The following is a 14,711-nucleotide window of genomic DNA, read 5'->3' on the forward strand; positions in this document are numbered from 1 at the left end:
GGCCCGCATGATGCGAATGGCAATTTCACCACGATTGGCGATGAGGATTTTCTGGAAATCGGGCATGACAGCGGTCCTGACGTGTTGACATTGCGCGGTGCTTAGTAAGAATTCGTTACATTCTCAACCTGTCGAAATGGCGCGGGGCTCTGAGGTGGTTCCGTCAAACCATGCTTTGTCGCGCAATTCGGTCGGTTTCGTGACCCCGAGTTGCCCCATATTCGCGGCCATGTCCTTTTGCAGAATCTCGACCAGATGGGTTGGACCGTCTGTATCCAGCGCCCCCAGCGCATAGTGCCACGCGCGGCCAAGCATGACGAAATCAGCCCCCAGCGCGATGGCGCGCAGGATATCCAGTCCGCCTTCGACACCACTGTCGAGGATCAGCGGCAGCGTCGTTGCCTTGCGCATCTCGGGCAGAACTTCGATCGGGGCGGGGGACGCATCGAATTGCCGCCCGGCATGGTTGGACAGCCAGATCGCATCGACACCGGCCTGTTCCAAACGGGGCGCATCGTCGGGGTTCAGCACACCCTTGACAAAGAACGTCCCGTCCCACGCATCGCGCAGCCAGGTCACATAGTCCCAATCCGGAGAGGTGCGCAGCAGGTAGCCGGCGTGCTGGGTCGAACTCAGACCGGTCACCTTGCCCGCATAATCGTCGATCAACCGCATCCGGGGCATCCCCAGCGTCGCGGTGCCCATCGCCCATGTCGGGCACATCGCGATCTGTGCCAGCAGCCGCGGCGTCAATTTCGGCGGCGTGGTCAGGCCGGACCGCACCTGCCGTTCGCGGCGCGACGGCACCGGCACATCGACGGTCAGGATCAGGGTCGAAAACCCCGCATCCTTGGCCCGCTTGAGCATATCGGTGCGGATGCCCTCGTCGCGCGGCGGGTACATCTGAAACCAGCCATTGCCGTTCAGATGGGGCGCGACGTCTTCGGGGGTCCGGGTGGCCACGGTCGAGATGCTGTAGGGAACGCCCGCCTTTGTGGCCGCCCGGGCCAGTTTGCGCTCTGCATCAGGCCAGATCAGGCCGGACATGCCGACCGGGCTGATGCCGAAGGGCAGGGGATAGTCGCGACCGCAGAGCGTTGTGCTCAGGTCCACCGGCAATTCGCCATGCAAAATCGAGGGCGAAAACAGAACCCGATCCAGTGCCGCGCGGTTGCGGTGAAGCGTGGCCTCTTTTCCGGTGGCGGAATCGAGGTATTCCCAGACGAATTTGGGAATGCGCCGCCGTGCACGCGCTTTAAGATCCTGAATGGCGGGGTATTTTGCGTGATGATCCATGGACTGCATTTGTGGTCAGAAGCCGGGAATTGTCCAGAAGCGGATTTTTCGAAAAATCCGACGATTTCCTTGCAAGGAAATCCGCCCGTGGCGATGTGAACATTATCAGAACATCTTTATCTCTGGTGGATGCGGCGCTATCCTGCCGGACATGAGCAGTTTCGATGAAATGGAGGCGTTCGAAAACGCCTCTCTCTCCGCCCGCGCCATGGCTGCGCGCCCGCAGCCCTATCTGGACGATCTCAACCCGGCGCAGCGCCAGGCGGTCGAGACGCTGGATGGCCCTGTCCTGATGCTGGCCGGGGCCGGCACCGGCAAGACCAAGGCGCTGACCACCCGGATCGTTCATTTGCTGAACACCGGACGGGCGCGACCGAATGAAATCCTCGCCGTGACCTTCACCAACAAGGCCGCGCGCGAGATGAAGGAACGGGTGGGGCGGCTTTTGGGCCAGACCGTCGAAGGCATGCCGTGGCTTGGCACCTTCCATTCGATCTGTGTGAAACTGCTGCGCCGACACGCCGAACTGGTGGGGCTCAAGTCGAACTTCACGATTCTGGACACCGACGATCAGCTTCGACTTTTGAAACAGCTGGTCCGGGCCGAGGGGATTGATGACAAACGCTGGCCTGCACGGCAACTGGCGGGCATCATCGACGGTTGGAAAAACCGCGCGATCACGCCGGACAGGGTGCCTGTCGCCGACGCCGGGGCGTATAACCACAAAGGCCCAAAACTCTACGCGCTCTACCAGGCGCGGCTGAAGGAACTGAACGCCACCGATTTCGGCGATCTGCTGTTGCATGTCGTCACGATCTTTCAGGCGCATCCCGATGTGCTGAACCAGTACCAACGCTGGTTCAAATACATCCTCGTGGACGAATATCAGGACACGAACGTGGCGCAGTACCTGTGGCTGCGGCTGCTGGCGTCGGGTCACAAGAACATCTGTTGCGTGGGTGATGACGACCAGTCGATCTATGGCTGGCGCGGTGCCGAGGTGGGCAACATCCTGCGGTTCGAAAAGGATTTCGAGGGCGCGCATGTGGTGCGGCTTGAACAGAACTACCGGTCGACGCCGCATATCCTTGCCGCCGCATCCGGTGTGATCGCGGGCAATCAGGGGCGTCTGGGCAAGACGCTCTGGACCGATGCAGAGGAGGGTGAGAAACTCCGCCTGATTGGCCATTGGGATGGGGAAGAAGAGGCCCGCTGGATCGGCGAAGAGGTCGAGGCGATGCAGCGCGGCACACGCGGGATGCGTCCTGTGTCGCTGGACGACATGGCCATTCTTGTCCGCGCCTCGCACCAGATGCGCGCCTTCGAGGACCGTTTCCTGACCATCGGTCTGCCCTACCGCGTCATCGGTGGGCCGCGCTTTTATGAACGCATGGAGATCCGCGACGCGATGGCCTATTTCCGGGTCGTCACAAGCCCGGACGACGATCTGGCGTTTGAGCGCATCGTCAACACCCCCAAGCGGGGCCTGGGCGACAAGGCGCAGCAGACCATCCAGACCGTCGCGCGGGCCAATGGCGTGTCCTTGGTCGAAGGGGCGCGGCTGGCGGTCGAACAGGGGATGATCAAGGGCAAGGGCGGGTCCGAACTGGGCCAGCTTGTGCGCGATCTGGACCGTTGGGGCGGGATGACGCGTGGCCGTGCAATCATTGAGGACACTGATGACGTGCTGGACGATGGATCTTCTGAAGTAAATCGCGTCAGCTTCGCGGAACCCGAGGTATCCCATGTCGATCTCGCGCAAATCGTACTGGACGAATCCGGCTACACCACCATGTGGCAGAACGACAAGACCCCCGAGGCGCCGGGGCGGCTCGAGAACCTCAAGGAACTGGTCAAGGCACTGGAAGAATTCGACAATCTGCAAGGGTTTCTTGAGCATGTCAGCCTGATCATGGACAATGACAAGGGCGGCGATGGCGAGAAAGTGTCGATCATGACGCTGCACGCCGCGAAGGGGCTGGAATTTCCCGCCGTCTTTTTGCCGGGTTGGGAAGACGGCCTTTTCCCGTCGCAGCGCAGCATGGACGAATCCGGCCTGAAGGGTCTGGAAGAGGAACGCCGCCTTGCCTATGTCGGCATCACGCGGGCCGAGGAGATCTGCACGATTTCCTTTGCCGCCAACCGTCGGGTGTTCGGACAGTGGCAATCAGCGCTGCCGTCGCGGTTTATCGACGAACTGCCGGAAGAGCATGTGGATGTCCTGACCCCGCCGGGCCTGTACGGCGGCGGCTATGGCGCGGCCGGGATGGCATCCCCGGTGACGCAGACAAGGGCCGGGTCGGATCTTTACGAAAAAGCGGCCAGCGCCAATGTCTACAATTCTCCGGGCTGGAAACGCCTGCAGGCCCGGTCCGCACAGCGCCCGGTCAGCCAACCGTCCGAATCGCGCAACACGGTCATCGACGCCACCGCGATTTCATCCTACGCGCTTGGCGAACGGGTGTTTCACCAGAAATTCGGCTATGGCGCGGTCATAGGCATCGAAGGCGACAAGCTCGAGATTGAATTCGACAAGGCCGGGACCAAAAAGGTGGTGGCCCGGTTTATCTGTGCTGCCGATGACATCCCGTTCTGACGCATTTCGAGTTCACGTCTAGATACCCCGGGCGGCTTTTGACACTGCTGTAAAGACGCGAGCCTCGTCCGGCGACACCGGGCTTTGTGTGCGTGACTTTCGCTATTTTCGCAGTCTACCCGCGTGTGGCGACCGACGACTGGTAGCTGTCCAGATCAGAGATCAGCGGCGCACCGGCTGGCACATCCATGCGGGTGCAGAATTCGGCCCAGACCGCGCCAAAGGGCAGATCCTTGATCTCTTCCGTCAGCACGAAGCGGGTGGTGAAATCGAGGGATTGTTCGGCGGTCAGCAACCGGTCGCGGGGCATCAACAGGGCGCGCAACAGCGCCTTTTGCATGTTGCGCACGCCGATCACCCAAGCAGCGGTCCGGCTGATCGTGGCGTCGAAGAAATCAAGCCCGATATGGGTCCGGTCCAGCAAATCCGAGAAAACCAGTTCCTGCGCCATCTGTTGAATGTCGTCGTTGAGCAGGATCACATGGTCGCTGTCCCACCGCATGGGACGCGAGACATGCAGCAGGATCTGATCGACTGACAAAGAGACCGCCGAGAGCTTGTCTGCGATGTTTTCGGTCGGGTGGAAATGGCCCATGTCGAGGCAGAGGACAGTGCCTTTGCGGATGGCATAGCCCATATAGAATTCGTGACTTCCGACCGTGCAGGCCTCGACCCCAATGCCGAACAGCTTGGATTCCACCGCGTCCAGCATGTGAGCGGGATCAAGCGGCGTGGCAAGCATCGTGTCAAGTGAGGTTTCAAGCCGGAGGCGCGCGGACATGCGATCCACGGGTGTGTCCTTGTAGCCATCCGGCACCCAGATGTTGTTGACTGCGGGTGACCCCAGCGCACGGCCCATCTCGGCGGCGATCTCGCGACAGCGGCGGCCATGTTCGATCCAGAATTCGCGGATTCCCTGATCAGGATGGCTCAGGGTCAGGTTGTCGTCGGCCTTGGCATGGGCAAAGAAAGTCGGGTTGAAATCAAGCCCCAACCCTTGATCCCTGGCCCAATCCACCCAAGGGGCAAAGTGCCGGAATTCAATTTCGTCCCGGTTCGGTGTTTCATCCGTGTCAAGGTAACAGGCATGCAGGTTGAGGCGGTGTTTTCCCGGGATTCTGGAATAGGCGAATTCCAGATCCGCGCGCAGTTCATCGGGTGTGCGGGCGCGACCGGGGTGATTGCCGGTGGCCTGAATGCCGCCACCTGACGATCCGGACTTCTTCTCGAAGCCGACAACGTCGTCACCTTGCCAGCAATGCACCGAAATCGGAATGCCGGACAGGCGTTTGATCGCCGCTTCGGTGTCGCTGCCCCATTCCGCGAAGACCTCGCGCGCAGCATCGTAGGATGTGGTGGTCATGGTCTCTCTCCCCTTTGGCGATGGCCGAACGGCCCGGATCAGCGGGTGAAGGCTTCCTTGTTGCCCGCATCCACGTTCACGATGTTGCCGGTCGATTTGGCCGACAGATCCGCGGCAAAGAAATAGGCCGCTTCGGCGATGTCCTCTGGCAGGACCGACCGTTTGAGCAAGGACCGGTTGCGGTACATCTCTTCCAGACCATCCTTGTCGGTCTTGTAGGTATCGGCGCGCTGTTCCAGCCATTCGCCTTCCCAGATCTTCGATCCGCGCAACACGGCATCGGGATTGACGACGTTTACACGAATACCGGCCTCGGCCCCTTCCAGCGCCAGACAGCGGGCAAGATGGATTTCCGACGCTTTTGCCGTGCAATAGGCGGCGGCGTTCGGGCTTGCGGCAAGACCGTTCTTGGAGGCGACGAATACCACCGATCCGCCAAGCCCCTGAACTCGCAGCATCTTGAACGCTTCGCGGGAAACAAGGAAATATCCGGTGGACAGGATGTCCATGTTCTTGTTCCAAAGCGCCAGCGACGTGTCTTCGATCGGAGCAGACGAGGCGATACCGGCATTCGACACAAGGATGTCGATGCCGCCGAATTCCACCGCGATCTCGTCATAGGCGCGCGCCACCGCATCTTCGTCGGTCACGTTCATGGTGACGGTGCGCACCACATCGGTGCCAAAGCGTTGGGCCAGCGTGTCGGATGTCGCCTTGAGATTGTCCTCGCTGATATCGGCCAGCATCACGCAAGCACCTTCCGAAAGGTATTTTTCTGCCGTTGCGCTGCCGATCCCACCAGCCCCGCCGGTGACAAGCGCAACGCGCCCGGCAAGGCTTTTGGGTTTGGGCATCCGCTGAAGCTTGGCCTCTTCCAGAAGCCAGTATTCGATGTCGAACGCCTCTTGTTCGGGCAGGCCGACATAGTCGGACACCGCCGATGCGCCGCGCATCACGTTGATGGCGTTGACGTAAAATTCGCCGGAAATGCGGGCGGTCGCCTTGTCCTTGGCAAAGGTCAACATCCCGACGCCGGGCACGAGGTAGACCACCGCATTGGGGTCGCGCAGGGGTGGGGAGTCGGCGTGTTTGCAGCGGTTGTAATAGGCCGCATAGTCATCGCGATAGGCGGCGATCTGGTCGGGCAGGCCGTTCAGAACCGCGTCGATATTCTGCTGTTCCGGATCGAACGCGACCACCAGCGGACGGATCTTGGTGCGCAGGAAATGGTCCGGGCAGGACGTGCCAAGCGCCGCCAGAGGCTCCATGTCTTTCGAGTTCACAAATTCCAGAACCGCTGGAGAGTCGTTGAAATGGCCGACCATGTGCTGGTTGCCCGAAACAAAACCCCGGATCACCGGCATCAGGCGCGCGGCGACGGTGCGGCGCTGATCCCGGTCCAGGCTTTGGTGAACCGCGCCGCCAAAGGCGGGCTTGCCAGCGGTCTGTTCGTCCAGCCATTTCGTGGCGACGTTGATCACGTCGATGGTCTTGTCGTAACAGTCCCTGGCGGTGTCGGCCCAGGTAAAAAGCCCATGGCTTTCCAGCACCACACCATCCGCGTCCGGGTTTTCCAGGCAGAACTTTTCCAGCCACAGACCCAGCTCATAACCGGGCTTTTTCCACGGCAGCCAGCCGATCCGGTTGCCGAAGACTTCCTGCGTCAACGCGCGCGAATTCTTCGAGGCGGCAATCGCGATGATCGCGTCGGCATGGACGTGATCGACATGTTTGCGGGGCACATAGGCGTGCAGAGGGGTGTCGATAGAAGCGGCACGCGGGTTTAGCCGAAAGGTGCAATGCGGCAGGTAGGCGACCATTTCGTCTTCGTGTTCGACTCCGCGATAGAGACCTTTCAGCGCTTCCAGCTTGTCCATGTAGAGGGTCGCAAAGCCGTCCATCTTGATCGAACCGATGTCGCCACCCGATCCCTTGACCCAGAGAACCTCGACATCCTTGCCGGTGAGCGGATCCTTTTCCATGACCTTGGCCGAGGTGTTGCCCCCGCCAAAATTCGTCACCCGCTTGTCGGAACCCAGGATGTTGGACCGGTAAAGCAGCAATTCCGATTCGGTCTTGCCATGCGCTTCGGCATCGTCCCAGCGGTTCTCAAGAAGCTGATTTGTGGCGGTTTTCGACATTTGACCCTCCCATGTGGCGCAATGCGCCCGCGAAGAACGCGTGATGTTTTGCGATTTAGATAGCGTCGTGACGGAAAGCCTGTCAATCACTTACAATCAAAATCAATCATGAAAGATAGTAAATGATCCGAAATGATCGTTAATGATTGACACAACGCGCGAATCCTCACAATGTTTGGAACAGGGAGGACGGAATGCACGAAAAAGAACGCCATAGGATCATTCTGTCCGCAGTTCAGGACCGGCCGGTCGTGACCGTGGTGGATCTGTGCAATCTGACCGACGCCTCAGAGGCGACGATCCGTCGTGACATCGCTGCGCTTCACATGCAGAAAAAGCTGCGCCGTGTTCGTGGTGGCGCCGAAGCGATCAGCCCGCCGCAATTCGTCGGACTGGCGGGGCGCCCTTATGCAATCAATCAGGCGCGCCACATCCGCGAGAAGCAGGCCATTGCCCGCGCCGCCGTCGACCTGTGCGAGGATGGCGATGCGATCATCATCAACGGCGGCACCACGACGTTCCAGATGGTGCATCCGCTGGCGACCCGTCGGTGCCAGGTGTTCACCAATTCCTTTCCCATCGCGGAACATCTGCTGAAGCATTCCAAGAACACGATCATGTTGTCTGGCGGGGTGATCTACCGCGAACAAAACATCATCCTGTCACCTTTCGACAATGACGTGACACGCAACTTCTATGCCCGGCGGGTGTTCATGGGGGCGCAGGGGCTGGGGCCGCTGGGTCTGATGGAAGCCGATCCGCTGATCATTCAGGCCGAACAGAAGCTGATCGGACAGGCAGACGAAATGGTCGTGCTTGTCGACAGCTCCAAGTTTTCAAGCCGGTCCAGCCTGGTGCTTTGCCCGCTTGACCGCATCGACACGGTGATCACCGATGAGGGGATCCCGGACAAGGCCGCCGCCATGCTTGAAGCGGCCAGTGTTAACCTGATCGTCGCCACAACCGGCGTCGCTCAGCAAGAGGGCAAGCCAGCCTGACAACCGGCCCACAACCAAACTCAAGGGAGAAACCAACCATGATCCGTCGCAATTTCACCAAACTCGCGCTTGGCCTTGGCCTTGCGACAAGCCTTATGGGCACCTCCGCCATGGCGCAGGACAACATGCGCATCGCGCTTGTGGTCAAGGCGCTTGGCATCGGCTTTTTCGAAGCCGCGGCAAAGGGTGCTGAAGAAGCCGCTGCCGAGCTGGGCAATGTCGAAGTCATCTATACCGGTCCGACCGACACAACCGCCGAAGGCCAGATCGAGGTCATCAATTCGCTGATCGCCCAAGGTGTCGATGCGATTGCCATTTCCGCCAACGACACCGACGCCTTGGTGCCGTCGCTCAAGAAAGCCATGCAGCGCGGGATCACCGTCATTTCCTGGGATTCCGGTGTGGCCGAAGAAGGCCGCCAGATGCACCTCAACCCGTCCTCGAACGCATTGATCGGCAACATGATCATCAAGCTTGCCGCGGATAACCTGCCCGATGGCGGTCAGGTTGCGGTTCTGTCGGCGTCGGCCACGGCAACCAACCAGAACATCTGGATCGAAGAGATGAACAAGGTGATGGGCGATTATCCCGGCATCGAGGTTGTTGCCACCGTTTACGGTGACGACCTTGCCGACAAGTCCTACCGCGAAGCGCAGGGCCTGATGCAGTCCTATCCCGACCTCAAGGCGATCATTGCGCCGACCAGCGTCGGCATCGTGGCCGCAGCGCAGGCAGTTGCCGATGCAGGCAAGGCAGGCGAGATCAACGTGACCGGGCTGGGTCTTCCGTCTGAAATGGCGGGTGCCATCGAATCCGGCGCATCCAAGTCCTTTGCCATCTGGAACCCGATTGATCTGGGCTATTCCGCCACCATGATCGCCTACAATCTTGCCAAGGGCGACGTGACGGCCGAACCCGGTGCAACGATCCCGATGGGCCGCATGGGGGATGTCACGCTTGACGACACGACCTCGGGCGCCATGGCCGATCCGTTTGTCTATGACAGCTCGAACATCGACGAATTCAAGTCGATCTTCTGATCCCTGTCACTGCGATCCCGGCGCGCACCAGCGCCGGGATCCAAGTCCTGTCCGGAAGCCCTGATGATGCAACTGCACTCCCAACCGCACGTTCCCCCCGAGACGGTTCCCGTTCTCGCGCTTGACGGCGTCACCAAGACCTTTCCGGGCGTGACGGCACTTTCCGAGGTGACGCTGGGCCTCTTTCCGGGTCAAGTCACCGCTCTGGTGGGAGAGAACGGCGCGGGCAAGTCCACCGTCGTGAAGATCCTCACGGGGATTTACCAACCAGATGGCGGCGCGATCCGCGTTGACGGTGAAAAGACCGATTTCCCGACCGCCCAGGCGGCTGCAAATGCGGGGATCACGGCGATCCATCAGGAAACCGTCCTGTTTGATGAACTGACCGTCGCCGAAAACATCTTTCTGGGTCACGCGCCGCGCGGGCGTTTCGGTCTGATCGACTGGACTGCCATGACGCAGGACGCCACCCGCATCCTGCGCTCTATCGGGGCCGAGATTGATCCCGACCACCGGCTGCGCGATCTGGGCATTGCCAACAAGCACCTTGTTGCAATTGCGCGCGCGCTGTCGATCGACGCCCGCGTGGTCATCATGGACGAGCCGACCGCCGCGCTGAGCCACAAGGAAATCGAAGAGCTCTACGAGTTGGTCAATACCTTGAAAGCGCAGGGCAAGGCGATCCTGTTCATCAGCCACAAGTTCGACGAGATCTTCCGCATCGCCGACCGCTACACGGTGTTTCGCGACGGCCAGTTCGTCGGCGACGGCATGATCGAGGACATCACCGAGGCAGAGCTGGTCAAGATGATGGTCGGCCGCGATGTCAGCCAGATCTTTCCGGATCGCGACAGCACCATCGGTGACGACGTCCTGACAGTCGAAAACATGAGCCACCCGACCGAATTCGCCGATATTTCCTTCACCCTGCGCAAGGGCGAGATCCTTGGGTTTTACGGGCTGGTCGGTGCGGGACGTTCCGAATTCATGCAGGCGCTGTTCGGCATCACCCGCCCGTCCGGCGGGACTGTCTCCATGGGCGGCACGCCGGTGACGGTCCTGTCTCCGGCAGATGCGGTGGCCAATGGGATTGTCTATGTGCCCGAGGATCGCGGCAAGCAGGGGGCGATCACCAGCCTGCCGATCTTTCAGAACGTCACGCTTCCTTCCCTGTCCAAGACCTCGCGGAATGGCTTTCTCAAGATGGCCGAGGAATTCAAGCTGGCGCGGGAATATACACAGCGGCTTGATCTGCGCGCCGCGTCGCTGGACACGCATGTCGGCAACCTTTCGGGGGGCAACCAGCAAAAGGTGGTCATCGCCAAATGGCTGGCGACGCAGCCCAAGGTCATCATTCTGGACGAGCCGACCAAAGGCATCGACATCGGTTCCAAGGCCGCTGTGCATGACTTCATGGCGGAACTGGCCGCACAGGGTCTTGCGGTCATCATGGTCAGTTCGGAAATCCCCGAGGTTCTGGGCATGTCCGACCGCATCATCGTCATGCGCGAAGGCCGCATCGCCGCCGAACTGAGCGGCGCCGACCTCACCCCCGAAACACTCGTCCGCCACGCGGCCGGAATTTGAGGACAGATCCATGATCCAACGCCTTGCCACGTCGCGCGAAGCGCTTCTTCTGGGGGCCATCGTCGTGCTTCTGGCCGTGATCGCGACACGCTTTCCGGCCTTTATCACACCTGCCAATCTGGCGAATGTCTTTAACGACACGTCGCCACTGATCCTGCTGGCCATCGGTCAGATGATCGTGATCCTGACCAGGTGTATCGACCTGTCGGTGGCGGCAAATCTGGCCCTGACCGGCATGGTCGTGTCGATGCTGAATGTCGCAGTACCCGGTATTCCGGTGCCCGTCGTGTTGGTGGTTGCCGTGGGTCTGGGCACCCTGATGGGCATGTTCAACGGCATCCTTGTCTGGAAGCTTGATATTCCTCCCATCGTGGTGACGCTTGGCACCATGACCATCTTTCGCGGCATCATCTTTCTGATTTCCGATGGCAAATGGGTCAACAGCCACGAAATGAGCGCCGCCTTCAAGGCCTTTCCGCGCGCGGAATTTCTCGGGCTTGCGATGCTCAGCTGGATGGCGATCATCGCGGTCATCCTCTTTTACGTCGTGATGACGCGCACCACCTTGGGCCGGGCCATCTATGCCGCCGGGGGCAACCCCCACGCGGCGACCTATACCGGCATCAATGTCGGGCGCACGCAGTTCTGGGCCTTCACCATCTCGGGCGCGATTGCCGGGCTGACCGGGTATCTTTGGGTATCACGCTATGCGGTGGCCTATGTCGATATTGCCGGCGGCTTCGAACTTGATGTGGTGGCGGCCTGTGTCATCGGCGGCATTTCGATTGCCGGCGGGATCGGATCGGTCGGGGGCGCAGTGCTTGGGGCGCTTTTTCTTGGCGTCATCAAGAACGCGCTTCCGGTGGTCAATATTTCCCCGTTCTGGCAGCTTGCGATTTCCGGCGGTGCCATCATCATCGCGGTTGCCCTGAACGCGCAAAGCAATCGGGCCAAGGGACGGATCATCCTCAAATCTGCGGAGCATGCGGCATGAGCAGTACATCCGAGATCCCGACGGGCCGGGTCATTCCCGACCGGCTCAAGTCGCCGCTGGAAGCCCGATTGAAAAGCTGGGAGACGCTGCTCTTGCTTGTGGCGATCCTGATCTTTGTCGCCAACAGCTTTGCCTCGCCCTATTTCCTGAACGCCTGGAACCTGAGCGATGCGACCTTCAACTTCACCGAAAAGGCGATGATCGCCTTTGCCATGGCGCTGTTGATCATATCCGGCGAGATTGACCTGTCGGTTGCCGCAATCATCGCGCTTGCCTCGACTGCCATGGGGGCGGCGGTTCAGATGGGGGCAGGGACGCCGGTGTTGATCCTGGTGGGCCTTGGCACCGGCCTGCTGTGCGGGGCATTCAACGGTGTTCTGGTCACGCGGCTTGGCCTGCCGTCGATTGTCGTGACCATCGGGACGATGAGCCTGTTTCGCGGCATCAGCTATATCGTTCTGGGCGATCAGGCTTATGGCGGTTATCCATCCGATTTCGCCTTCTTCGGCCAGGGCTATGTGTTCTGGATGATCTCGTTCGAATTCGTTCTTTTTGCCCTGTTGGCGCTGGTCTATGGCGTGGTGCTTCACATGACCAATTTCGGCCGGGCCGTCTATGCCATCGGCAACAACCCGACCGGCGCGCTGTTTTCCGGCATCCGCGTGGCGCGGGTGAAATTCATCCTGTTCCTGCTGACCGGGCTGATGTCCGGTGTCGCCGCCATTTGCCTGACGTCGCGCCTTGGCTCCACACGCCCCTCGATTGCGACGGGGTGGGAGCTGGAAGTCGTCACCATGGTGGTTCTGGGTGGCGTCAACATCCTTGGCGGATCGGGGACCATTCCGGGCGTCGTGATCGCGGCGTTTGTCATGGGGCTTGTCACCTTTGGTCTTGGGCTATTGAACGTTCCGGGCATCGTCATGTCGATTGTCATCGGTGCGCTGCTGATCGGGGTGATCGCCTTGCCCCGCCTGTGGAAGATGTGGAGAGCGTGATGCAGAAACATGCGTTCCGGATGCGGCTTAACCCCGGCTGTGCGGAAGAATACAAACGACGCCATGACGAGATCTGGCCGGAACTGGTCACCCTGCTGAAGACCGCCGGTGTGTCGGATTATTCGATCCATCTTGACGAAGAGACCCAGTGTCTGTTCGGCGTTCTGTGGCGGACGGACGATCATGCGATGGATGATCTGCCCAGCCACGAAATCATGCAGCGCTGGTGGGCCCATATGGCAGACATCATGGAAACCCGTCCTGACAACGAACCCGTGGCGGTGCCTCTCACCCCCGTCTTTCACATGCCATGACACGTCAACATGTCGCCGTCATCGACATCGGCAAGACCAATGCCAAACTGGCACTAGTCGACCTGGCCGACCTGTCCGAGATCGCCGTGGTCACACGTCCAAACACGGTGCTGCCCGGCCCCCCCTGGCCGCATTTCGATCTGGAGGGGCATTGGCAGTTCCTGCTGGACGCGCTGTCCAGGTTCCATCGCAGTCACGGCGTGGACAGCATTTCCATCACCACACATGGGGCCGCGGCCGTGTTGCTGGCCGAGGATGGCAGCCTTGCCGTTCCGATGCTGGATTACGAACACACCGGCCCCGATGATGTCGCTGCGGAATACGACGCCTTGCGGCCGGATTTTGCCGAAACAGGATCACCCCGGCTGGGGATGGGGCTTAACCTCGGCGCTCAGCTTTTCTGGCAGTTCAGGACAATGCCCGGCCTTCGGGACCGCACCCACCGGGTCGTGACCTATCCGCAATACTGGGGGTTTCGCCTGACGGGTGTTGCTGCGACGGATGTGACCTCTCTGGGCTGTCACACCGACCTTTGGAACCCGGCCACCGCCTCGTTCTCGTCTCTGGTCGTTACGTTGGGCCTGCGCGACATGCTGGCACCGGCCCGCAAATCAGCAGATGTTCTGGGGCCGATCCTGCCCGAGATCGCGGCGCGCACCGGGCTGGCCACCGACACACCGGTGTTTTGTGGTATCCACGATTCCAACGCGTCGCTCTTGCCGCATGTGTTGGGGCGCGATGCACCGTTCAGCGTGGTGTCCACCGGCACCTGGGTCATCGTCATGGCGATGGGCGGCACGGCCAGCACGCTTGATCCGGCGCGGGATACATTGATCAACGTCAACGCCTTGGGCCAGCCTGTTCCCTCGGCCCGTTTCATGGGTGGGCGCGAATTCGAGATGGCGATGGCAGGTGGGCGGGCCGATCCGACGACCTCTGATGTGGATCATGTGCTGGAAAGCGGCACCATGTTGTTGCCCGCTCTTGTATCCGAGTCAGGTCCGTTCCAGGGCCATGTCGCCCGTTTGGTTCCGAGTGAACCTACGGTCGGCAGCGGACAACGAAGCGCCGCAGTTGCGTTCTATCTTGCCCTGATGACCGGCACCTGCCTGGATCTTGTCGGCCATCGCGGTCCGGTGATCGTCGAAGGCCCGTTTGCGCGCAACCCGGCCTATCTTGACATGCTGGGCGCAGTGACGGGATCGGGGATCATTGCCGCAGTGACAGCAACCGGAACCAGCCAGGGCACGGCCCTGTTGGCCAGTGCCGGGAACCCGTACAGGATCACGTCCGACACCGTGATACCGCAACCCGATGCGGCCCGGCTCAATGCCTATGCCAAAGCCTGGAAAAGCCTGCTGACATAAAGCGCTGTTCCGGGCTGGGG

General features: G+C 60.7%; 12 protein-coding genes. 8 read left to right on the forward strand and 4 right to left on the reverse strand.

Annotation, left to right across the window (positions count from 1 at the left end; all coding sequences use genetic code 11):
- Both ACTIEN_RS13745 and ACTIEN_RS13750 read right to left on the reverse strand, forming a co-directional pair.
- On the reverse strand, positions 1–66 hold a 66-nt coding region (locus ACTIEN_RS13745), incomplete at its 3' end, for a biotin carboxylase N-terminal domain-containing protein (RefSeq protein ID WP_439523775.1).
- Between the two features lie 57 nt (positions 67–123).
- Positions 124–1,296 carry an alpha-hydroxy acid oxidase gene (locus tag ACTIEN_RS13750; RefSeq protein WP_439523718.1) on the reverse strand — a complete coding sequence of 391 codons (1,173 nt, stop codon included), beginning with the start codon at positions 1,294–1,296 and terminating at the stop codon, positions 124–126.
- A gap of 151 nt (positions 1,297–1,447) precedes the next feature.
- On the opposite strand from ACTIEN_RS13750, the gene ACTIEN_RS13755 reads away from it, so the two are divergent.
- On the forward strand, positions 1,448–3,892 hold the full coding sequence (locus ACTIEN_RS13755; protein ID WP_439523719.1) for an ATP-dependent helicase: 2,445 nt from the start codon (positions 1,448–1,450) through the stop codon (positions 3,890–3,892).
- 115 nt (positions 3,893–4,007) lie between these two features.
- Here ACTIEN_RS13755 and ACTIEN_RS13760 read toward each other — a convergent pair whose 3' ends face one another.
- Together ACTIEN_RS13760 and ACTIEN_RS13765 are read right to left on the reverse strand one after the other, a co-directional pair.
- Positions 4,008–5,255, reverse strand: coding sequence for an L-rhamnose isomerase (locus ACTIEN_RS13760; RefSeq protein ID WP_439523720.1), 1,248 nt, complete (start codon positions 5,253–5,255; stop codon positions 4,008–4,010).
- A 38-nt stretch (positions 5,256–5,293) separates the two neighbouring features.
- Positions 5,294–7,396, reverse strand: coding sequence for a bifunctional rhamnulose-1-phosphate aldolase/short-chain dehydrogenase (locus ACTIEN_RS13765; RefSeq protein WP_439523721.1), 2,103 nt, complete (start codon positions 7,394–7,396; stop codon positions 5,294–5,296).
- Between the two features lie 194 nt (positions 7,397–7,590).
- On the opposite strand from ACTIEN_RS13765, the gene ACTIEN_RS13770 reads away from it, so the two are divergent.
- From ACTIEN_RS13770 to ACTIEN_RS13800, 7 genes are all read left to right on the forward strand, one after another.
- Complete coding sequence (locus tag ACTIEN_RS13770; RefSeq protein ID WP_439523722.1) at positions 7,591–8,394, forward strand: DeoR/GlpR family DNA-binding transcription regulator; 804 nt, start codon at positions 7,591–7,593, stop codon at positions 8,392–8,394.
- Between the two features lie 95 nt (positions 8,395–8,489).
- Complete coding sequence (rhaS, locus tag ACTIEN_RS13775) at positions 8,490–9,434, forward strand: rhamnose ABC transporter substrate-binding protein (RefSeq protein WP_439523776.1); 945 nt, start codon at positions 8,490–8,492, stop codon at positions 9,432–9,434.
- Positions 9,435–9,500: 66 nt separating this feature from the next.
- On the forward strand, positions 9,501–11,021 hold the full coding sequence (locus ACTIEN_RS13780) for a sugar ABC transporter ATP-binding protein (RefSeq protein WP_439523777.1): 1,521 nt from the start codon (positions 9,501–9,503) through the stop codon (positions 11,019–11,021).
- Positions 11,022–11,031: 10 nt separating this feature from the next.
- Positions 11,032–12,015 carry an ABC transporter permease gene (locus tag ACTIEN_RS13785; protein WP_439523723.1) on the forward strand — a complete coding sequence of 328 codons (984 nt, stop codon included), beginning with the start codon at positions 11,032–11,034 and terminating at the stop codon, positions 12,013–12,015.
- Positions 12,012–13,010, forward strand: coding sequence for an ABC transporter permease (locus tag ACTIEN_RS13790; RefSeq protein WP_439523724.1), 999 nt, complete (start codon positions 12,012–12,014; stop codon positions 13,008–13,010). The genes ACTIEN_RS13785 and ACTIEN_RS13790 overlap by 4 nt, the downstream gene beginning before the upstream one ends.
- The gene (gene rhaM, locus ACTIEN_RS13795; RefSeq protein ID WP_439523725.1) at positions 13,010–13,324 is read left to right on the forward strand and encodes an L-rhamnose mutarotase; all 315 of its coding nucleotides are present in this window, start codon (positions 13,010–13,012) and stop codon (positions 13,322–13,324) included. The genes ACTIEN_RS13790 and rhaM overlap by 1 nt, the downstream gene beginning before the upstream one ends.
- Positions 13,321–14,691 (forward strand): FGGY-family carbohydrate kinase, encoded by a 1,371-nt coding sequence (locus ACTIEN_RS13800; RefSeq protein WP_439523726.1) that lies wholly within the window; start codon positions 13,321–13,323, stop codon positions 14,689–14,691. The genes rhaM and ACTIEN_RS13800 overlap by 4 nt, the downstream gene beginning before the upstream one ends.
- Positions 14,692–14,711: the final 20 nt, after the last annotated feature.

Origin of the sequence: Marivita sp. (assembly GCF_051859345.1) — a bacterium.
In the GTDB taxonomy this organism is placed as follows: Bacteria; Pseudomonadota; Alphaproteobacteria; order Rhodobacterales; family Rhodobacteraceae; genus Marivita.

Excerpts from the sequence above, each read along its gene's own strand:
- ACTIEN_RS13750 (WP_439523718.1), bottom strand. The coding sequence starts at position 1,296 with ATGGATCATCACGCAAAATACCCCGCCATTCAGGATCTTAAAGCGCGT.
- ACTIEN_RS13755 (WP_439523719.1), top strand. The coding sequence starts at position 1,448 with ATGAGCAGTTTCGATGAAATGGAGGCGTTCGAAAACGCCTCTCTCTCC.
- ACTIEN_RS13760 (WP_439523720.1), bottom strand. The coding sequence starts at position 5,255 with ATGACCACCACATCCTACGATGCTGCGCGCGAGGTCTTCGCGGAATGG.
- ACTIEN_RS13765 (WP_439523721.1), bottom strand. The coding sequence starts at position 7,396 with ATGTCGAAAACCGCCACAAATCAGCTTCTTGAGAACCGCTGGGACGAT.
- ACTIEN_RS13770 (WP_439523722.1), top strand. The coding sequence starts at position 7,591 with ATGCACGAAAAAGAACGCCATAGGATCATTCTGTCCGCAGTTCAGGAC.
- rhaS (WP_439523776.1), top strand. The coding sequence starts at position 8,490 with ATGGGCACCTCCGCCATGGCGCAGGACAACATGCGCATCGCGCTTGTG.
- ACTIEN_RS13780 (WP_439523777.1), top strand. The coding sequence starts at position 9,501 with ATGCAACTGCACTCCCAACCGCACGTTCCCCCCGAGACGGTTCCCGTT.
- ACTIEN_RS13785 (WP_439523723.1), top strand. The coding sequence starts at position 11,032 with ATGATCCAACGCCTTGCCACGTCGCGCGAAGCGCTTCTTCTGGGGGCC.
- ACTIEN_RS13790 (WP_439523724.1), top strand. The coding sequence starts at position 12,012 with ATGAGCAGTACATCCGAGATCCCGACGGGCCGGGTCATTCCCGACCGG.
- rhaM (WP_439523725.1), top strand. The coding sequence starts at position 13,010 with ATGCAGAAACATGCGTTCCGGATGCGGCTTAACCCCGGCTGTGCGGAA.
- ACTIEN_RS13800 (WP_439523726.1), top strand. The coding sequence starts at position 13,321 with ATGACACGTCAACATGTCGCCGTCATCGACATCGGCAAGACCAATGCC.